Source organism: Streptococcus oralis SK304 (assembly GCF_000287715.1).
Taxonomy (GTDB): domain Bacteria; phylum Bacillota; class Bacilli; order Lactobacillales; family Streptococcaceae; genus Streptococcus; species Streptococcus oralis_Y.
Genome location: NZ_ALJN01000006.1, coordinates 84,396 through 105,571 on the forward strand (window position 1 = coordinate 84,396; position 21,176 = coordinate 105,571).

The 21,176-nt window shown below is 40.6% G+C and carries 18 protein-coding genes and 1 tRNA gene; 5 read left to right on the forward strand and 14 right to left on the reverse strand.

Annotated features, from left to right (window positions below; all coding sequences use genetic code 11):
• Window positions 1-279: 279 nt before the first annotated feature.
• The 14 genes from HMPREF1125_RS03685 to HMPREF1125_RS03750 form a co-directional block, all read right to left on the reverse strand.
• Complete coding sequence (locus HMPREF1125_RS03685; RefSeq protein ID WP_000760716.1) at window positions 280-1,065, reverse strand: ABC transporter permease; 786 nt, start codon at window positions 1,063-1,065, stop codon at window positions 280-282.
• A 1-nt stretch (window position 1,066) separates the two neighbouring features.
• A complete protein-coding gene (locus HMPREF1125_RS03690; RefSeq protein WP_000240148.1) occupies window positions 1,067-1,885 on the reverse strand; it encodes an ABC transporter permease in 819 nt (272 codons plus the stop codon).
• A 1-nt stretch (window position 1,886) separates the two neighbouring features.
• On the reverse strand, window positions 1,887-2,879 hold the full coding sequence (locus tag HMPREF1125_RS03695; RefSeq protein ID WP_001240818.1) for an ABC transporter ATP-binding protein: 993 nt from the start codon (window positions 2,877-2,879) through the stop codon (window positions 1,887-1,889).
• A 283-nt stretch (window positions 2,880-3,162) separates the two neighbouring features.
• Entirely contained in the window at window positions 3,163-4,044 is an 882-nt protein-coding gene (locus HMPREF1125_RS03700) for a class II fructose-bisphosphate aldolase (RefSeq protein WP_001019007.1), read from the reverse strand.
• Between the two features lie 139 nt (window positions 4,045-4,183).
• Window positions 4,184-5,512: a sensor histidine kinase VncS gene (vncS, locus tag HMPREF1125_RS03705; RefSeq protein WP_000831357.1), complete on the reverse strand. Its 1,329-nt coding sequence runs from the start codon at window positions 5,510-5,512 to the stop codon at window positions 4,184-4,186.
• Complete coding sequence (gene vncR / locus HMPREF1125_RS03710) at window positions 5,509-6,165, reverse strand: response regulator transcription factor VncR (protein WP_000697950.1); 657 nt, start codon at window positions 6,163-6,165, stop codon at window positions 5,509-5,511. The genes vncS and vncR overlap by 4 nt, the downstream gene beginning before the upstream one ends.
• A gap of 141 nt (window positions 6,166-6,306) precedes the next feature.
• Window positions 6,307-7,686, reverse strand: a complete 1,380-nt coding sequence (gene vex3, locus HMPREF1125_RS03715; protein ID WP_000903002.1) for an ABC transporter permease subunit Vex3 — start codon at window positions 7,684-7,686, stop codon at window positions 6,307-6,309.
• A gap of 285 nt (window positions 7,687-7,971) precedes the next feature.
• Entirely contained in the window at window positions 7,972-8,604 is a 633-nt protein-coding gene (vex2, locus tag HMPREF1125_RS03720; protein ID WP_000173734.1) for an ABC transporter ATP-binding subunit Vex2, read from the reverse strand.
• Between the two features lie 12 nt (window positions 8,605-8,616).
• Window positions 8,617-9,894 (reverse strand): ABC transporter permease, encoded by a 1,278-nt coding sequence (locus HMPREF1125_RS03725; RefSeq protein WP_001068270.1) that lies wholly within the window; start codon window positions 9,892-9,894, stop codon window positions 8,617-8,619.
• Between the two features lie 134 nt (window positions 9,895-10,028).
• Window positions 10,029-10,523 carry a CPBP family intramembrane glutamic endopeptidase gene (locus HMPREF1125_RS03730; protein ID WP_000523121.1) on the reverse strand — a complete coding sequence of 165 codons (495 nt, stop codon included), beginning with the start codon at window positions 10,521-10,523 and terminating at the stop codon, window positions 10,029-10,031.
• Between the two features lie 397 nt (window positions 10,524-10,920).
• Window positions 10,921-11,006: transfer RNA gene (locus tag HMPREF1125_RS03735), tRNA-Leu, on the reverse strand.
• A gap of 80 nt (window positions 11,007-11,086) precedes the next feature.
• Entirely contained in the window at window positions 11,087-11,662 is a 576-nt protein-coding gene (locus HMPREF1125_RS03740; protein WP_001029653.1) for a cysteine hydrolase family protein, read from the reverse strand.
• Window positions 11,662-12,450, reverse strand: a complete 789-nt coding sequence (gene codY / locus HMPREF1125_RS03745) for a GTP-sensing pleiotropic transcriptional regulator CodY (protein WP_000940727.1) — start codon at window positions 12,448-12,450, stop codon at window positions 11,662-11,664. The genes HMPREF1125_RS03740 and codY overlap by 1 nt, the downstream gene beginning before the upstream one ends.
• 284 nt (window positions 12,451-12,734) lie before the next feature.
• Window positions 12,735-14,312 (reverse strand): DEAD/DEAH box helicase, encoded by a 1,578-nt coding sequence (locus HMPREF1125_RS03750; protein ID WP_000671084.1) that lies wholly within the window; start codon window positions 14,310-14,312, stop codon window positions 12,735-12,737.
• A gap of 349 nt (window positions 14,313-14,661) precedes the next feature.
• Here HMPREF1125_RS03750 and HMPREF1125_RS03755 point away from each other — a divergent pair, with 349 nt between their 5' ends.
• The 5 genes from HMPREF1125_RS03755 to gatD all read left to right on the forward strand — a co-directional run bounded on the left by HMPREF1125_RS03755 (window position 14,662) and on the right by gatD (window position 21,112).
• Window positions 14,662-15,978, forward strand: a complete 1,317-nt coding sequence (locus HMPREF1125_RS03755) for an FAD-containing oxidoreductase (RefSeq protein WP_000958952.1) — start codon at window positions 14,662-14,664, stop codon at window positions 15,976-15,978.
• 164 nt (window positions 15,979-16,142) lie between these two features.
• The gene (locus tag HMPREF1125_RS03760; protein ID WP_000517981.1) at window positions 16,143-17,348 is read left to right on the forward strand and encodes a hypothetical protein; all 1,206 of its coding nucleotides are present in this window, start codon (window positions 16,143-16,145) and stop codon (window positions 17,346-17,348) included.
• A 586-nt stretch (window positions 17,349-17,934) separates the two neighbouring features.
• Window positions 17,935-18,690, forward strand: a complete 756-nt coding sequence (locus tag HMPREF1125_RS03765) for a hypothetical protein (RefSeq protein ID WP_001043926.1) — start codon at window positions 17,935-17,937, stop codon at window positions 18,688-18,690.
• A 296-nt stretch (window positions 18,691-18,986) separates the two neighbouring features.
• On the forward strand, window positions 18,987-20,330 hold the full coding sequence (gene murT / locus HMPREF1125_RS03770) for a lipid II isoglutaminyl synthase subunit MurT (protein WP_000770027.1): 1,344 nt from the start codon (window positions 18,987-18,989) through the stop codon (window positions 20,328-20,330).
• A complete protein-coding gene (gene gatD, locus HMPREF1125_RS03775; protein ID WP_000263172.1) occupies window positions 20,330-21,112 on the forward strand; it encodes a lipid II isoglutaminyl synthase subunit GatD in 783 nt (260 codons plus the stop codon). Before murT ends, gatD begins: the two co-directional genes overlap by 1 nt.
• The last annotated feature ends 64 nt before the right edge of the window (window positions 21,113-21,176 follow it).

A 21,176-nucleotide genomic window follows, 5' to 3' on the forward strand; every position in this document is an offset into this window, starting at 1 on the left:
TTAAAAAAATTTAAGTCAAGAAAAATTAACCCAGGTTAATTTTTTTTTTAATCCATGTTAACAAATAGTCTAGTCAATAAATATTATAGTTAACTGGCTACAATATAAACTCATTCCTACCATCAAAAATATTATCAATTAACCGGAATAACTACCAAAATCGCAAAAAGGGGGGATGGATACAACTTATACTTAAATAAATATGCAAAAACAACCGCTATAATTTTCAACGGTTGTTTGTAACATATTTAATTTTTAACTCTCATCCTATCTTATCTCTTACGAACCCGCACTTTCGTAGGCATCTAAGCCCCTGTCCCATAGTTTCAAAGAAATTGCAAAGAAGATAAGTGAAATCAGAATCAACCCACCAATGTTAAAGAGCCCATTCTTGTCCTCTAAGAAATAGCTGGCAGGATAGTAGGCTGTAAAGGCAAAGGGGATGATAAAGCTAATCAACCAACGAAGAAGGGAATTGTAAATGGAAATTGGATATTTGGCAAAGTCATTAAACATATAAAAAATGTAAATCATGGCGCCTGACTGCTTGGTCCAAAAAGCGATGCTGGCAGTCGCGATTTTCAAGGAAGTATAAATCAAGGTCGCAAAAGGAATACAGACTAAGAAAAGCAGGAATTTGGGAAGAGTCCAAGCAATGCTTGATACTGTTGTCGCTAGCAAAATACCTCCGACCAAAAGTTCACCCAAGGCATCAATCTGAAAGGTCTCAACGAGGATATGGAAGAGAGGATTGATAGGACGAGTCAGATACTTGTCAAATTCTCCCTTTCGCACCAAGCGCTGCCCCAGTGCCCAGAGATTATCAAAAAAGAGATGGTCCAATCCCTTGGGAATCAAGGAAAAACCATAGATAAAGGCAATCTCTTGAAAGGCCCAGCCTTCTAGGGATGGAATGTGTTGAAAGATGACATTGAGAAACAAGAGGTTCAAACCTTGGGTCAGAAAGACACCTAAAACACCAACCACAAAATCAACCTTGTATTCCATGATTTGCTTGATGTATTGTCTGATAAAAATCAGATGCATGCGTTGATATTTTTTCATACTAACCTCCTTGAATGGTGATGAAGGACTGGACTCGTTTCCAAATCAGCTGAGACAAGCCCACCATCACTAAGAGCCAGAAAAACTGCAAAGCGAATGCCTGAAGAATCTGACTGGCATCGTACTTCCCAACAATGATCATAACCGGAGTATAAATTAAAGATGAAAAAGGCAAGAAGGACAGAATATCTGAAACAAGCTTTGGAAAGAAAGCCAAGGGAATCAGACTTCCAGACATAAAGGCCACTATGGAAGTTTTAAGTAGATTGGAACCCCAAAGATTTTTAAACACAAAAGCTGAAAATCCAAAGCAGATATTAAAGAAAAAGTTAATCAGATAGGCCAGCGTCAAGCTAAATAGATAAAGGGTAGTTAGCCCCAGCACTTCTACAATCCCTTGCCCAGAAAGGATTTTCATCAAGACAATCACACTCAAGAAAGGAAGTCCAACAGAGATAAAAATCAACCACTTGGAGCCAAGCTCGGTGAAGAGATAAGAGGCCGCAAAATGCACCGGTCGCAACAAGCGCATGATAATGGAGCCATCCTTGACCTCCTCCCCAATCATAAAAGAAGAATCCGACCTAGTCAAAAGATTAGTCACAAAACTCATGATAATGTAGAGAGTGATATCTGCCATACTAAAGCCCTGAATCAAAGACTCCTGCGAGGAATCAAAGACCGCCTTCCAGAGATAGAAAGCCACAAAAGCTCCCATAACATCCCCAATCCGATAGAGAATAAAGTTGACTCGATAAGTAATCAACTCCTGAATCCCTGCATTGATAAAGGGTTTATAACGTCTCCACAATTTGACCATCTTAGAGCTCCTTTCGATAGAAGCGACGGATAATATCCTCAATATCCGTATCCAACATCTTCAAATCGCGGATTTCAAAATCAGACAGGGTTTGCTTGATAATATCGGCCGACTGGTAGCAGGAACTATCGAATTCAATATTGAGGCTATTTCCTTGTCTATCAATGGTCATATCAGGCAGGCCTTCATAGTGAGAAGCGAGATGACTTTGACCTGGCACCAGTTCAAAAGAAAGAGTCTTCATCTTGCCAAAGGTTTCCTTGAGCTGGCTCACCGTTCCATCAAAAATCTCTTGCCCCTTATCAATCATAAAAATCCGATCACAGAGTTGCTCAATATCACTCAGGTCGTGAGTGGTCAAGAGAATGGTTGTTTCTTCCTCCTGATTGATCTGGGTGATGGCGCGACGAATGTTGTCCTTGACCGAAACGTCCAAACCAATAGTCGGCTCATCTAAAAAGAGAACTTTGGGATTGTGGAGCAAGGACGCCGCAATGTCCGCCCGCATCCGTTGGCCAAGTGAAAGAGTCCGCACGGGGTCTTTGATAAATTCCTTCAAATCCAAGACTTCATTCAAAAAGTCCATGCGCTTGTGGAAAAGCGAGTCCGGCACATCGTATATCTCTTTCAAAACCGTGTAGGTCTCTTGCAGAGCCAAATCCCACCATAACTGGGTACGTTGTCCGAAGACCACTCCAATATCCTTGACATAATCTTGGCGATTGTCTTGCGGAATCTTGCCGTTAATCCGACAAAAACCAGACGTCGGTTTCAAAATTCCTGTCAGCATTTTAATGGTTGTTGACTTACCAGCACCATTGGCCCCGATAAAGCCTAGAATCTGACCCTTTGATACCTCAAAGGTCAAATCTTTAACCGCTTCAAAGGTCTGCTTCTCAGGATGAATAAAGGAGCGCAAAGCCCCCTTCAAGCCTGGTTCCTTTACTGTTTTCACAAAATTTTTCTGAAGATGTTCCACTTCTATCATTGCCATAAATCTCTCCCTATAGCAAGGAATAGCAACATTGTATTTTTAACTACAAATATCTAAATCCTTACTTTCTACAACTTCTACATTTTATTACTACAGAAGGCTTTATACCAACCTATTATAGCCCAATAAAAAACGGAATGCAAGCGTTTGCCTGAAGATTATGAAATTAGAGATTTTACTCTTAAAATAATAGTTTTAATCAAAAATTCTGGTTTGATAATTTCCCTAGAACACCAAAAAAACCCACCCAATGGGCAGGTTCTGTATGTATTGTTCAGCTAGATTAAGCTTTACCTTCTGAACCGAATACGTCGATACGTTCTTCAACAGCTTCTGTAATTGCTTCGAAACCTGGTTTCAAGAATTTACGTGGGTCAAAGAGTTTCTTCTTATCGTATTCTGCTTCGTTTGCTTCGTATTCAGCAACAAATTTACGAGTTGCGTTAGCAAATGCGATTTGGCATTCAGTATTAACGTTAACTTTCGCAACACCAAGTTTGATAGCTGCTTGGATTTGGTCATCAGGAATACCTGAACCACCATGCAATACGATTGGGAAGCCTGGAACTGCTTCTGTCAATTTTTGCAAGTGATCAAGGTGAAGACCTTTCCAGTTTGCTGGGTAAGGACCGTGGATGTTACCGATACCAGCTGCCAAGAAGTCAATACCAGTTGCAACCATTGCTTTAGCATCTTCAATTGGAGCCAATTCGCCATCACCAATGATTCCGTCTTCTTCACCACCGATAGTACCAACTTCAGCTTCTACTGATACGCCGTTTGCATGAGCAAATTCTACAACTTTACGAGCTTTTTCAAGGTTTTCTTCAACTGGAAGGTGTGAACCGTCAAACATAACTGAAGTATAACCAACTCGGATACATTCAAGTGCATCTTCATAATGACCATGGTCAAGGTGAATAGCAACTGGTACAGTAATTCCCATTGATTCTACAAGGTTCTCGATGAGAAGTTTACATACTTTGTAACCACCCATGTATTTCGCAGCACCCATAGAAGTTTGGATCAAAACTGGAGCTTTTTTAGCTTCTGCTGCGCGCAAGATAGCTTGAGTCCACTCAAGGTTGTTTGTGTTAAATCCACCAACTGCATAACCGTTGTCACGAGCTGCTTGGACAAATTTTTCTGCTGAAACGATTGCCATTTGTCAGGCCTCCTATATATTTTTTGGGACATCCCATTTACATTGTTCATTTTATCACTTTTTGACAAAAAAAGCTAGTTTTTCCCATACTTTAGATTGAATTTCTTCCAACTCAATCAATGTAAACCCTTTCTTTCCCCTAGTCTTGTGTGACTTTAGGATAACGCATGAAGAAGGTCAAACGATCATCTTTCATTTCAAAATGATAAGGTAATTTCTCATGTTCTAATAAACTTTTGACCACAAAGAGCCCCATTCCTGAACCCTTGGCCTTGCGACTAGCATTGCCAGAAAAAGACAGGGCCAGTTTTTCTTGTTCTTCAGGACTACAACTATTCTCGATAAAGAGTTCTCCTTCACTCTCTCTGATACGAACCAAGCCCCCTGAAATGGAGTGCTTGATGGCATTGCTGATGAGATTAGAAAGGATCAATTTCATCACAGATGGATTTATGTAAGCCTGCTGATGGGTCAAGCTATTCTCTATCCGAAGCTCTCTTTCCTTAGCGAGTAGAGCATAATCCTCGACCAAGGCTTGCGTCATTTGGAGTAGGTCAATGTTCTCCTTCTCCTCTCGAATTTCCTGAACAGAAGAAAGAGAAAGTATCTGAAGAACGTGATGATTGAGCTCATCCACAATTCCCAAGGCAACTCCCAGATAGTGGTCTCTATCCTTGTAACGACCAATATTTTCCTTCATATTTTCGATTAGGATTTTCAAACTTGCCAGAGGTGTTTTCAATTCATGAGAAGCTCCTCGTAGGAATTCGACCTTCATCTTTTCAAGCTGGAGAATAGCTTCATTCTTCTCATGCAAGTCCGCAATGACGGTCAACAGGTGCTGGTAGAGGCTATTGATCTGTTCCTTTAGATCACCAATCTCATCCTTAGAATCCACGCGCAATCGCACTTGAGCATCCAGTTCCATCATCCGACGGGTCACCCGCTTGATTTCCAAAATCGGTGCAACAATGGTTCGAGCATAGATGTAGGCTACCAAGAGGGAAATCAGAAAGGATGCCAGCAAGGTATAGGGAAGAAACTGGAGACTAATCTGCTCTGCTTCCTTTTGCAAGTCCATCGAAGCTAGAAATTGAAGAGTCATGGCGCTACCATCTTGCGTTTTCACATCACGCTCCTCGATAAAGAGAGAGGTGGTCTGGCGGTCTGTGTCCAGAGGAAGGCTGTTCTTGACTTCTAACTTGTCCTCTGTCATCTCTCCCTTGACGGCTCCCTTGATATCACTAGTCTGGGAATACAAGTCTAACACTTGTTCGATACTTTTCCTATCCTTTCCTTCTAGGGACCGGGCAATGGCTGTCGCTTTCTGACCAATGGTTTCCTGACGATGGCTCAGATAAGTCGAAGGAAAAAGAAAATAAATGGCTAAATGAAGACAGACGACCAAAACACTAAAAATCAAGAAGGTATAGATAAATATCTTTGTAAATAAACCTGTTCGTTTCATTTTCGCTCCAATTTATAACCAACATTGCGCACAGTGAGGATGCAATCCAAGTCTAGCTTTTTCCGCAGTTCCTTGATATAAACATCAATAACACGGTCAAAAGGCACCTCATCTGTCACCTTCCAGACAGCATCGATAATCTGCGACCGAGTTAAGGCCCGTCCTTCATTTTTCACCAGATAGTCCAAAATTTCCAACTCTTTGGCATTGATAGCCACTTCTTGACCTGCTAGGCTTGCACTGTAGCTCTCGAAGTCCACTTGGGTATCCTTATAGGAAAAGATTCGTCCTGTATCGTAGTAGCGCTTGAAAATCGCGTCTACCCTCACTTTTAAGAGGGAGAGGGAGAAGGGTTTTTCCAGATAGCCATCTGCTAGAGAAGCAAAGGCACTCATCTTGTATTCCTCATCCTGAAAGGCAGTCAGCATCAAGACAGGAACCTGACTGGTCTTACGAATCTCAGCTAGGACTTCTAAACCATTGAGCTTGGGCATCTGGATATCCAGTAAAACTAAGGCAACTTCATAGTTTGAAAATTGCTCCAAAGCTTCCTCACCGTCTGCTGCCTGAATGGTTTCATAACCACGATCTGTCAAATAGTCACTGATTCCCTCACGGATCATCTCTTCATCTTCTACAATTAAAATTTTCATAGAAAAAACGTTTCACATTCCTTTAAATTTCTTGTAAATCTTTCTATTTTGCCTTGATAGGACCTCTTCCTATCAAGGCAAAATAGATAAAAATGCTACCTATATTATACCCCATTTAGGGGAGAATAGGTAGCAAGTTTTTTATTCGCTATCGAGCAAGAGTTCTTTTGGTTGTTTTCTAAGGAGATTGCTTGAGGCAAGCGCCATGACGAGAACCACTAGAACCAATGCAAGGACAAAGACGATGATAAAGTCTGATGTCTGAATAGAAATATCTAGGCTCGACAAGGTCTTGCTAAAGCCATCTACTTCAGCACCACCACCAAGGTTAGAGGCTTGAGCAGCCTTGCTGGCTTGCTTGGCAACACCTGAAGTGACATTGGCAAGAACAGTATTTCCGATTGCACGAGCTGTGTAGTTGGCTAGGAAGTAAGCAGAAACGAGAGCAGGGATGGCAATCAAGATCGATTCGGTGATGAATTGCCCCAAGATACTTGCCTGCTTGAGACCGATAGAGAGGAGGATCCCCACTTCCTTGCGACGAGCATTGATCCAAAGGCTGAGCAAGAGTGCAAGGAGAAGAACTGAGAAGCTCAAGCTACCCCAGAAGAGGAGGTTGGCCATCTTGTACATACCAGAGATGGATTGCTCTAGAGCTGGGTAGTTAGAGGAACTCTTTACAAGTGTGTAGCTCTTCCAGTTGATACCACTGATACCATTCAACTCTTTCATGACGTCATCCAAGTTCTTGTCTGCTGTTACAAAGAAGGTTGCATCCCCATAAATAGCTGTGTCTTCTGTGTATCCATAAAGTTTTGCAGCAGTGTGAATGTCTGTGATAGCTGTATTTTCATAGAGTTCTTGTGAGTAGGTTACTGCTGACTTATTGTGACCATCAAAGAGTCCCTTGATTGTCACTTCAACTGTTTCCTTAGCTCCTTTTTCATTGTCTGCATCGTAGATATTGGAGTCTAGTTTGACCTTATCTCCGACTTTCCAGCCGTGTTTAGCAGCCAAGTCCTTGTGCATGAGGATCTTGTCTTTGTCGTCGTTGGTTAGGTGCTCACCTTCAACCAGCTTATATGAGCCAGAGACAAACTTATCTTCTTTTGAGGAGTCATTAACACCTGTAATCATCAAACTGCTTCCAAACCGTTTGGCACGGTCTGCAGTGAGATTTTTCTTGGTTTCTGGCGTTTCAATCAGGTCATATCCAGTCAAATCTCCGATAGCATTGATGCGTTTAACATAAGACTCGATGGCCTTATTTTCGGTGATTTTTTTGATATCCTCACCCTTGATATTCCCAGAACCACGTGGCGTTCCTTGATTAACGCGACGATTGATTTGCATGGAGAAGCTATTGGTGATATTTTTAAAGGTCTCCTGAGAAGCCTTGGCTGTAGCTCCCTTGATCGACAAGCCGACCAAACTCAAGCTCGCCATGAGGAGAATAATCAGGAAGATAACAATCGATTTGAAAAACTTCCTTGTAACATAGGCAAATGCGTTGTGTAACATAGGTTCCCTTTCTAGATTTTGTTCTATTTCAATGTCTTATAACTTATATAAATTATTTTTTTACTATTTCCCTTAGATTGTGTGAACGGGAGCAACTTCCTATAGGAATTTCATCCCTAATTTTTGAGCCATATGTCTCAAAAATTCCGGCCTAGATAATAACTCTGTTATTATCTAGGCTATCACTATTGCGGGAAATAGTTGTTAAAGACTCACTTTGTTTATTATTACTTTACACGTATCTGGTTACCAACTAATACTATTTTAAAGTTTAATAACTAGATTCTATATTTCAGTCAGTTTCTTGTCCTTCAATTCAAGTGTAATATCTGATGCTTGTGCCACTTCTTTACTGTGAGTGACGACGATCACACATTTACCTGTTTTCTCAGCAAGTGACTTGAGCAGTTCGATAATATCTCCAGCAGTTTTAGGGTCCAGATTTCCTGTTGGCTCATCAGCAAGAATAACTGGAGCTTCTGATACCAAACTGCGAGCAATGGCAACACGTTGTTGTTGACCACCTGATAACTGGAGAACATTCCGCTTGATCTGACTTTCATCCAAACCAAGCTCAAGAAGTGTATCCTTGCTTGCTTTTTTGTTGACCAAGCGGATATTTTCCAGCGGAGAAAGATAATCTATCAAGTTATAATTTTGAAAGACCAGGGAAATATGGTGCATGCGATGGTAAGAATATCCCTTATTCCGAATGTCCTCTCCTTGGAAAAGGATAGAACCTTCGACAGGACTATCTAGACCCGCAAGCAGGGACAAGAGAGTGGATTTTCCTGCTCCTGACTCACCAATGATACTATAAAATTTTCCGGGTTCAAAATTATACTTGATCTGATATAAAACTGCTTCAGCAGTGTTCTTATAACGGTAGGTAACATCTTGCAATTGTAATAAAGTCATGATTTCTCCTTCTTAACTAATAGATGATAAAATTTCTTTCGGTGATTTTCTAAATAAGAATAGGAAACAAAGGGCTACAGACAAGCAACCAATCAGGAGCAGAAAGACATAGGATTCTGCAAAGGATAGGAGACTGGTTGATAGACCGCTTGCTTTGGCCAGCGTGTCTTGTAAGCTTGCCTGATCTCCACTGGCTAGTACAGTTTGGAGCAGATAGGATGTGATGGCATTTCCAGCGATAAAGGATGGAAGCAAAGCTCCGAGAGATACCAACACTACCTCTAAACAGAACTGTAGGAAGATCGAGCTCTTGCTTTTTCCAAGTGCGAGTAAAATTCCCACTTCGTAGACTCTTTCTCTCAACCAGAGAGACAAGACCAAAATCAAAGCTCCTGCTCCTGCTATCAACATCCCATAAAGGAAGATGGTGAGGAAGGTTTGGAAGGTTGCAACTGAGTCTTTGATTTGTTCAAAGGCCTTGTTTTCCTTCTCAACTTGGTAACCTTGACTTTCTAAAGCCAAGTTTTCCACCTGCTTCATGAGTCCGTCCATTTCCTTAGGATTTTCTACATAGAAGCGCGCTGCACTGACTTGCGGTTCACTATTTCCCAGAAGCGTTTGGCTACTTTCATAGTCTGTAAAGACCTGGTTTTCACTGAAGTCGGAAGACAAACCTGTGAACTTTTCTTGTTTTTTACCAGAAAAGATGCCGACAATCTCAAACTCAACTGTTTGCCCTTTTCCTGATTCTGACTGACCAGCATCCAAGCGAATCTTGTCATGAAGCGAAAGACCGTTCTTCTTGGCCAACTCTTCGTGGATAAGGATTTTCTTTGCATCCCCTTTCTGAAGATGTCGCCCTTCTTTTAGATTGAAAGCCGAACTGGTAAAGGTGACATCCTTGGATGAATCCTCAAGAGCCGTTAAGCTAACCAAGTTCTTTTCCGCAGCTGACAAATCATCCCGTTCAACGCTCTGCTCACCACTCACCGCTTCCTTGTCTTTCAAATTTGCGACCGTCTCAAGTTCAGGAGAGACATTTTCCAGTCCCTTAATCTTGCTCACGGATGCTAGGTCCGATAACTTGAAGGTCTGACCATTCTCTATCTTCTTAATAGAAAAAGAGGTATTAAGAGATTTGTAAAGATTGCTTTCTACTGTTTTGTTGGACTTCATCAGCGTCAAACAGGCTGAAATTCCTGCTAAAAGGACTAATAAAATCAGAAATAAAATAAAACTTCTCAGTCGTTTTCTGCTGACGTAAGCCCAAGCTCTTTGGATTGGATTCATTTGTCACCTCCATATTTGTAAGACTATTATAAAATCCAAATATGAAATGTTTATGAAATCAAAAATATTTTTTGATTTATTTTTTGAAAAAAAGCTGGTATTTCTACCAGCTCCATTTTTATAACTTTATCCACTCAAAGCAAAGAAAATGCAGAAACTAAACCAGAGAGGATGTTGGCTGTGGCATGCATTAGCCAACTTGGTATAATTGATCCTCCTGCTTTCTTTTCATTAACAAAACCAAGATAAGCTGCTATTGCTCCAGTAAAAAATACAATGAAAAAAGTGACTTCCAAACTTACTACTGAAGCAAATAATACTCCATGAAGTAATCCAAAAGCGAAAGCCTGTATGGTATTTGCAAAGACAAACGGCATGTGATTTGCCATTCGTTTCAGTAGAAAACCTCTAAATAATAGTTCCTCTGGTAAAGATGTTTGCAAAATACTGTAAATTAGAACACTTGGTAAAGCCTTAGAACCGATATCAGAAAAAGCCGAAGTAGCTGTTTCTAGACCACGAGTAAGAGGAAAGATAAGGATAGAAAAAATAGTATATAAGGAAAATCCCCCCACCATCCATAAAATCAGTTGTAAAGTTTTTACTCTTTTGATAGCTTTTAGCCCCATCTATTCCATAAATGGGACCTTCCCCCTCACAGTCAGAAACCACCAGATAGAAGGTAGTAAAATAATAAAGAGAATTTGAATAACGGCACTCATTATTCGTTGAAGTTCATTACCCATCGTAATCCTCCTTTACACTTTTGAAATACTCATTTCAAATACAAAACGACTATCTACTCCTCCTTTCCTAACTTATATATCTGCTTTAACTAAACCTATTAGTATCCATTACTCTATTATCTTTCGTATAAGAGCTTTTACGGTTACTTTCTATCTATATTATAGCAATTATAGCACTATTTAAAAGAAAAGAAAAAAACAAGAAAGGCAGACCTCACTTGTTGAATAATCACTATGCACACTAACAAAAAAAAGCTAGCAAAAGCCAACTCTTACCCTATGCGGAGAGAGGGACTTGAACCCTCACGACCTAAAGCGGTCACAGGATCCTTAGTCCTGCGCGTCTGCCAATTCCGCCATCCCCGCGTCGATTACTTTACTAGTATATCAACTTTCAAAATCTTTGTCAACACTTTTTTCAGATTTTTTTCATTTTTCCAAGGGAATTATTCTTGGATTTCAGCCAAATTTTCATCCAGCAACTTGGCTCCCAGAGTGTTCTTAAAATGACCAAGAGCAAACTGATGATGTTCTGGCCAGATAGAGGCAACTGCAGGCTTGACAATCTCAATATGATAGCCGAGGTTATAGGCATCAATAGCCGTATGAAGAACACAAATGTCGGTCAATACACCGGTCAAAATGACTGTATCTACACGACGTTCCCGCAAACGGATATCTAGATCCGTTCCTGAAAATGCTGAATAGTGACGCTTGTCCATCCAAAAGACACGACTATCCACCCCATGCTCAGCATAAAAATCAGCTAGGGGACCATAGAGGTTACGACCACTAGTTCCGATGATGTTGTGCGGTGGAAAGAGCTTGCTTTCTGGGTGGAATGTATCCTTCTCCTCATGGGCATCAATGGTGAAAAAGATATAGTCCCCACGTTCAAAAGCCAATCTAGTTACCTGATCAATGGCTTTTGATATGGCTTGAGCAGGTGCTCCAGCAGTTAGCTTTCCATGGTCTGCTACGAAATCCTCTGTATAGTCAATCGAGATTAAAGCCTTTGCCATTAGTAGTCCCTCTTTTTCACTTCCTCAAAAATATCACCAATTAGAACTTTGAGATAAGTCCCCTTCATTCCGAGTGAACGGCTCTCAATAATTCCAGCCGACTCCAATTTACGAAGCGCATTGACAATCACTGAGCGCGTAATGCCAATACGATCTGCAATAACTGATGCAGTCAGCTGCCCTTCATTTCCATCCAATTCAGCTAAAATGGCTGATACGGCACGAAGTTCTGAATAGGAAAGGGTATTAACCGCCATGGTAACAGCAGTACGACGGCGAATATTTTTCTCATCCTCTTCACGTTGGAAGTTCAACAGTTGAATCCCTACCACCGTGCTCGCAATCTCGACAAGGATCAAATCTTCATCTTCAAATTTCTTATCATTGCGCCAAATGATCAACGAACCTAGGCGAATCCCTGACACATGAATCGGAGCAATGGTCGTCAAACCATCTGGAAAATCCGCACGGCTCTCTACAGGGAAAATGGTCAAATCATGTTCAACAGGAAGGTTGGCTTCCGTATCATAGATCATGTTTGCACCTTGAATATAATCATCTGGAAAAATCTTAGTTTGAAAAAACTGCTCTACACGATCTGTATTCGTTTTATAACGCATGAAGTAGCCTAAAAGGCGTCCCTTGCTATTCACAATACAAGCGTTACAATCAATAATATCTGCCAACTGGCGTGTAATCGCATTGTAAGGAAGTTCATCTTGAAGTTGCTCCTCTGAGCGTTTCAAAATAGAAGTAATTTTTCTTGTTTTCTCTAATAAGTGTGCCATTTTTTACCTCGCATTTAATCGCTACCATTATAACATAAAGAGCGTGAATTTTCAATTATTATCTGAAAATTGCTTATTTAATTGCAATTTTGAACAGCAAAAATATTTTAGAAAAAAAGCGATTTTTTTATTGACATCCTATTTTATTTTTGATATTATAACATTATAAGAAGATGACATGGTAAATCCCTTTCCGTTTCACCTATCCTTTACTATCACCATCTTCTTTTACTATCGGTCTCCTTATATATATAAAAGCGATTCACCCAGTGAATCGCTTTTTTCTATTTGTCTCCCTTGTTACGAATAACAAAGCCTGTTTTCTTTTCGCTTGAAGTGTTGCGAGGTTTTTTATTGTCTTTATTACGGTAACGTCTGTCTTTATCAAAGCGGTCGTTTCCACGACTACCTTTCTTGAACTCATCACGACGACCATTGCCACGGCGATCACGATCTCGACGGTCGTCTCCACGACGGCCTCCTCGACCTCCCTTAGCTTTGCCACCGAAGCCATTACCTGATGGTTTAAATGGCAATGGTTTTTCACGTGCAATCTCAACTTCTGGAAGGCTGTCAGGGTCTTGGACAGTCAAACTCAAGATATACATAGCCAATTCTTCAGGACTAAATTCTGCAGCTAATTTACGAGCGTCTTTAGCAAATTTCTCAAAGTTGGAACGAATTTCTTCATTTGCGAAATCACGTTCGATTTTCTTGAGCGCCACTTGCTTTTTAGCTTGGAAGGCTTCCTCTGCACTTGCAGGTTTAAGACCTTTCATGCGCTTCTTGGTCAAGTTTTCGATGATTTGAAGGTAGCCCATTTCGTTTGGAGAAACAAAGGTAATAGACTGACCTGACTTACCAGCACGACCTGTACGACCGATACGATGAACATAACTTTCAGGATCTTGTGGAATATCGTAGTTGTAGACATGGGTCACACCTGAGATATCCAAACCACGTGCTGCAACGTCTGTCGCAACTAGAACATCAAGATTGCCATTTTTAAAATCACGAAGGACACGAAGGCGTTTATTTTGGTCTAGGTCACCATGAATTCCTTCTGCACGGAAGCCACGGATTTTCAGTCCACGAGTCAATTCATCCACACGGCGTTTGGTACGACCGAATACAATGGATAATTCAGGTTGTTCCACGTCCATGAGACGGGTCATAGTATCAAATTTTTCTTGTTCCTTAACACGGATATAGTACTGATCCACTAGCTCTGTTGTCAATTCCTTGGCAGCAATCTTCACATGCTCAGGGTCTTTCATAAACTGAACACCAATACGTTTGATAGCATCTGGCATGGTTGCTGAAAAGAGCAAGGTTTGACGATTTTCAGGGACACGGGAGATGATGGCTTCGATATCTTCAAGGAAGCCCATATTGAGCATTTCGTCCGCTTCGTCAAGGATGAGGGTTTCAATGTCTTGTAATTTCAAGGCCTTGCGTTTAATCAAGTCCAAGAGACGGCCTGGTGTTCCTACCACGATGTGGGCACCTGATTTAAGAGCCTTGATTTGTTTTTCAATGCTTGAACCACCGTAAACTGAGCGAACTTTCACTCCTTTGCTACGGCCAAAGCGGAACAGTTCCTCTTGACTTTGGACAGCGAGTTCACGAGTTGGAGCGATGACCAAGGCTTGGATGGTCGCTTCTTCTGTACGGATTTTTTCAAGGGTTGGCAAGCCAAAGGCTGCGGTTTTACCTGTACCTGTCTGAGCTTGACCGATAACGTCTTTTCCTTCGAGAGCCAAGGGAATGGTCTGTTCTTGGATGGGACTGGCTTCTACAAATCCAGCTTTTTCAATCTCTGCTAGCAATTCAGTAGACAAGTTAAATTCATTAAATTTCACGTTATTCTTCTTTCTAAAGGTGGTGCGAAGCCACCCTATAGGGCTTTAGTTTATACTTTTCTTTTCATGACATATCTTCTTCAAAAAAGAGATACCGTGTTGCTTCTTTTCCACGAAAGAAAAGTACTAGTTTCTTTGCAACCTATCTAGTATAACACAAGAGCGGGGCAAAAGATAGTAGAATCCTTAAGGAAAATCATGTAAACGATTTTCTAATAGTAAAGTGGTCTGAAACTTGTTTATCAAAGGATTTGAAGGGAGCATTTCAAACTTACTTCATTTCCCGTAGCAGATTTGTGCAAAAAGTGTTTTCTTGTGCTAGAATGAAAATCAAACAGGAGGACTATAAATGTTAACATATGATTTAATCGTTATTGGATTTGGTAAAGCTGGGAAGACACTAGCTGGTAAATTGGCTTCAGCTGGCAAAAAAGTTGCCCTCGTTGAACGTAGCAAAGCTATGTACGGTGGAACTTGTATCAACATCGGATGTATCCCAACTAAAACCTTGCTAGTCGCTGCTGAGAAGGACTTGTCTTTTGAAGAAGTCATTGCTACCAAAAATACTATCACTAGTCGCCTCAACGGTAAAAACTATGCTACTGTTGCTGGTACAGGTGTGGATATATTTGATGCGGAAGCTCACTTCCTTTCAAACAAGGTCATCGAAATCCAAGCTGGTGATGAAAAACAAGAACTGACTGCTGAAACTATCGTTATCAACACTGGTGCTGTTTCAAACGTCTTGCCAATCCCTGGACTTGCTACAAGCAAAAACGTCTTTGACTCAACAGGTATCCAAAACTTGGACAAATTGCCTGAAAAACTTGGTGTCCTTGGTGGCGGAAACATCGGTCTTGAATTTGCAGGTCTTTACAACAAACTTGGAAGCAAAGTTACAGTCCTAGATGCCTTGGATACTTTCCTACCTCGTGCAGAACCTTCCATCGCAGCTCTTGCTAAACAATACATGGAAGAAGACGGTATTGAATTGCTTCAAAACATCCGTACTACTGAAATCAAAAACGACGGTGACCAAGTCCTTGTCGTAACTGAAAACGAAACTTACCGTTTCGACGCCCTTCTCTACGCAACTGGACGTAAACCAAACGTAGAACCACTTCAACTTGAAAATACAGATATTGAACTAACTGAGCGTGGTGCTATTAAAGTAGACAAACACTGCCAGACAAACGTTCCTGGTGTCTTTGCAGTTGGAGATGTAAACGGTGGACCTCAATTTACCTACATCTCACTTGATGACTTCCGTGTTGTCTACAGCTACCTTGCTGGAGATGGCAGCTACACACTTGAAGACCGTCTCAATGTACCAAACACCATGTTCATCACACCAGCTCTTTCACAAGTTGGTTTGACGGAAAGACAAGCAGCTGATTTGAAACTTCCATACGCAGTTAAGGAAATCCCTGTTGCTGCCATGCCTCGTGGTCATGTAAATGGCGACCTTCGCGGAGCTTTCAAAGCTGTTGTGAATACTGAAACAAAAGAAATTCTCGGTGCAACTATCTTCTCAGAAGGTTCTCAAGAAATCATCAACATCATCACTGTTGCAATGGACAACAAGATTCCTTACACTTACTTCACAAAACAAATCTTCACTCACCCAACCTTGGCTGAGAACTTGAATGACTTGTTTGCGATTTAAGATTTCAAATATTCTACACAAGACAAGTATCCATTTTGGTGCTTGTCTGTTTCTATCCAATCCATAGTTTCCTTACAAGATTATTTGTGCTTTTAGCTGTAAAAGCTTATAATATAGGTGTAGGATGTTGTCTTCATTTTCTGTTCAAAGAGGAGGCTAATCAAATGGGAAAGCAAGTTAAATCACCAAAACACTCTCCTTTTTCCTTCCTATCCAAAGAAAAAAGTACGGCTGTGAAAACACTGGTTTTCTGTGTCAGTATAGTCTTCATTTTTCTCCTACTTTTCTGGATGCTTTTTCGCTTGATTTCACCTCAAAAACAGCAATTCAAAGTCAATCAGACTGTTGATTTTTACCTTGTCAATTCGAAATCCATTCAAAGTTATCAGTTGCAAAACGATCAGTTTCAGCTCACGAAGACTGAGGACGTCTCCATTGCAGAAGATGTCAATTTCTGGTTTCCTCAGGGACGGTTTGACAATCGCTATCTCGTCTTCTCATCTGGAAATACCAGAGGGAAGGCATCCACTCAGAACATCGTATCCCTTGACTTTCAGACAGGGGACATCCGGAAAACTTCTACTCCCTTCTATGCTTATTCGGGAGCTGGAGTATCAGACAAGTTCTTCTACACAGGCCAAACTACAACTGAGGATGGAGTGCTCAGTATGTTTGACATCTCAGGAAAGCTGATTACTCAGAAAGCATTCTCCGAATCCACTTCCTTTCCAATCCAGTTTCATGGAAGAAGGAATCGCCTCTACCTCGGTCTGGGATTTCACGATGAGTCTCGTCAACGACCCGCTTTAGTGTTTGATGGATATTTAGTTGAATTGGACGAAAATGACCAACTAAAGGAATTGTCTCGCACACCTCTGACAAGCGAAGGAAAGATCGTTGAAATGTTGACTTCTTCTGAATTAATCGGTGACATTTATTACAGTAGCGTTGCTTATACTCGAAATACAGAAACTTTCTCCAAAGATCCAGACAATCGCATACTTGTCATGAACTTGTCTAGTAAGGAAAAGCACTTCATCAAGCTACCAGAGGACAACCCAAATCTTCTTTATAAAACACCGAAAGAAGACCGATTGATTGTAAAACATGAGGCGGATGGAAATGATCGCTGTGCCTTATCTATTGTCAATCTCTCTGATGAATCTAGCTATCTGATTAATGTCAGAAAAGATTTGCCTGATTCTACAGAAGAGATAATACACATCGATACAAGTTTGACAAACAAGATATTGGTCGTAACCAATCAACATTTGTTATTGTATTCTTTAGAAAATGGCCAACTTCTAACTAAAACAAAACTGGAACTGAAACAAAACGACTTCCCAATCGCAACTTGGTTTCAGAACTAATCACTCACAGCCCTCTTCGGGCTGTTTTTGTTTCTGAGAAATCTCAAATCTGTCTTTTCTTTCTTTTATGATATAATGTCCACACTTTACTTAGCAGTCCTAATTATATATTGAGTCTCAGGTCGCTCTTTTAAATATCAGCAATACATATGACTTTAAATAACTTGCTTCAACTCATCGTTTTATGAGTAATTTAAAAAGATATTTTGCAATGATTGTTTCGTGCCTAATTAGGTAAATTAGGCACTCTTCGCGCGGTCATATGTGTATTTTCATCATTTGTGAGAAGATTTTACTGTTTGCAACTTGATGGCTAAGTCGATATATTTTTTCTTCTTAAATATTTTACAAATTATTTAATCTTTTTAAAGATAAGAATCACTTTCTAATCAATCAAAGGATACTTCAAATTTCTTCGTTCTTGATAATATGAGCAATACTCCGCAAAATGTTTAAACCTTATCATTGTAAAAAATATCGAAAGAAATCCCATATTACATTAGTATATATTTGGTATGGGATGAAATTGACTTTCGAAAATATTAACTATATAATGTCTGTAAACAAGAAATAATGAGGTAACGATATGAATAAAACAGAATTACTGTTACAAAGACTAGATGATATTGGTCAGTCTCTAAAAGATTCTAGACAAGCACTAGCTTTGCTGGCACTTGGTTCTTGCGGAGTAGAAAGAGACCGATTGGATCAATACTCAGATTTGGATTTTTTTGTTATTGTAAAAGATGGCTACAAGCAGGCCTATATACAGGATCTAACTTGGTTAAGTAATCTAGAACCAATTGCATTTCACTACCAAAATACAGTGGACGGACATAAAGTTCTATTTGAAGATGATGTTTTTTGTGAATTTGCTGTCTTTGAAGCTCATGAACTAGTAAACATTCCCTTCGCTGAAGGCAAGATTATCTGGAAGGAGGTCGGTTTTGATGGAACAATCTGCCAGCCACAAAGATTGCCATCAAAAGAAAATAGAGACCGTGAATGGCTGTTGGGAGAAATTTTATGCAACCTATATATAGGACTAGGTCGCTATCAACGAGGCGAAAAATTGGCTGCTTATGATTTCATCCAAAACAGATCCGTCAAGCTTTGGACCGAACTAATCAATTTGGAAAAAACTTCTAAATCTGATTTTATAGATATTTTTAACAGCAACAGAAGATTTGAAAAAGGTTATCCAAACGAGGCCAAACAATTGCCTCACTTTTTGCAAGGTTACGAACGAATTTCTGAATCTGCTCAGGAACTCCTAGAATATCTTGATAAACACTATCCTCTTAACGCATTTATAAAAGAAAAAATTCGTAATTTATTATAAAAGAGACTTTCCAAAAAATGATCTAAATCCCAAAAGTTAGGTATCTTTGTCAGTTATAATGGATTAATGAAATTTTAAAACCTGTAGAGGATAATCGATGTCCTCTCCTTTCTTATATTCAGAGTGAGAAAGATTTATTTCTTAAAGTTGCCAAAGTTATCAAATCCAAAGATATTGTATTTGATTGGTTTGGTTTAATCAGAACCTAAAAAGCACTTCTAAGGTTACTTCTTTAGTTGATCTTAGAGGTTACTTTAGTTATTGGACTGCTGGGCGCAGTATGATATAATAGAAACATGAAATTAAAAACTACTTTGGGCCTTCTTGCTGGGCGTTCTTCCCACTTCGTTTTAAGCCGTCTTGGCCGTGGAAGCACGCTCCCAGGAAAACTCGCCCTTCAATTTGATAAAGATATTTTACAACATCTAGCTAAGAACTACGAGATTGTCGTGGTCACTGGAACCAACGGAAAAACCCTGACAACTGCCCTCACTGTCGGCATCTTAAAAGAGGTTTATGGTCAGGTTCTGACCAATCCAAGTGGTGCCAACATGATCACAGGGATAACGACAACCTTCTTGACGGCCAAATCCTCTAAAACCGGGAAAAACATTGCCGTTCTAGAAATTGACGAGGCCAGTCTTTCTCGTATCTGTGACTACATCCATCCTAGCCTTTTTGTTATCACTAATATTTTCCGTGACCAGATGGACCGCTATGGTGAGATTTACACAACTTATAACATGATTTTGGATGCCATCCGTAAGGTGCCTACGGCTACTGTTCTCCTCAATGGTGACAGTCCACTTTTCTACAAGCCAGCTATTCCAAATCCTGTAGAGTATTTTGGTTTTGACTTGGAAAAAGGTCCAGCAAAGCTTGCTCACTACAATACCGAAGGGATTCTCTGCCCCGACTGTCAAGGCATACTAAAATATGAACTCAATACCTATGCCAACTTGGGTGCCTATATCTGTGAAAATTGTGGTTGCAAACGTCCTGATCTCGACTATCGCTTGACAGAACTGGTTGAGTTGAGCAACAATCGCTCCCGCTTTGTCATTGACGGACAAGAATACGGAATCCAAATCGGTGGACTTTACAACATCTACAATGCGCTAGCTGCGGTTGCTATTGCCCGTTTCCTCGGTGCAGATTCGCAACGGATCAAGCAAGGATTTGACAAGAGCCGTGCTGTCTTTGGACGCCAGGAAACCTTCCATATCGGTGACAAGGAATGTACTCTCGTCTTGATTAAGAATCCAGTCGGTGCAACTCAAGCTATCGAGATGATTAAACTAGCGCCTTATCCATTTAGTCTTTCTGTCCTTCTCAACGCCAACTATGCTGATGGGATTGACACCAGTTGGATCTGGGATGCTGACTTTGAACAAATCACTGACATGGACATTCCAGAAATCAACGCTGGCGGTGTCCGTCATTCTGAAATCGCTCGTCGTCTACGAGTGACGGGTTATCCAGCTGAGAAAATCACTGAGACAAGCAATCTGGAACAAGTTCTCAAGACCATTGAGAACCAAGACTGCAAGCATGCCTATATCCTGGCTACCTATACTGCTATGCTGGAATTCCGCGAACTGCTGGCTAGTCGTCAGATTGTTAGAAAGGAGATGAACTAATGGTTTATACTTCACTTTCCTCAAAAGCTGGCAATTACCCCTATCAGCTCAACATTGCCCACCTCTATGGAAACCTCATGAATACCTACGGGGACAATGGCAACATCCTCATGCTCAAGTATGTGGCTGAAAAACTGGGAGCTCATGTGACGGTTGACATAGTTTCTCTCCATGATGACTTTGATGAAAACCACTATGATATCGCCTTTTTCGGTGGCGGTCAAGACTTTGAACAAAGCATCATCGCAGGCGACCTTCCTGCTAAAAAAGAGAGCATTGACAACTACATCCAAAATGACGGTGTGGTTCTCGCTATCTGCGGTGGTTTCCAACTATTGGGGCAATATTATGTTGAGGCTTCAGGCAAACGTATCGAAGGGCTCGGTGTCATGGGCCACTATACCCTCAACCAGACCAATAATCGCTTTATCGGTGACATCAAAATTCACAATGAAGATTTTGATGAAACCTACTATGGCTTTGAAAATCACCAGGGACGTACCTTCCTCTCAGATGACCAAAAACCGCTGGGTCAGGTTGTCTATGGAAATGGAAACAACGAAGAAAAGGTCGGCGAAGGGGTTCATTATAAGAATGTCTTTGGTTCCTACTTCCACGGACCTATCCTCTCTCGTAATGCCAATCTAGCTTATCGCCTGGTTACTACTGCCCTCCGGAAAAAATACGGTCAGGACATCCAACTCCCTGCTTATGAGGACATTCTCAGTCAAGAAATCGCTGAAGAATACAGCGACGTCAAAAGCAAGGCTGACTTTTCTTAAACTAAGGAAAATTAGATAAAAGAACTCCACTATCCTGTCGGAGTTCTTTTTGCCTGTTCTTTTA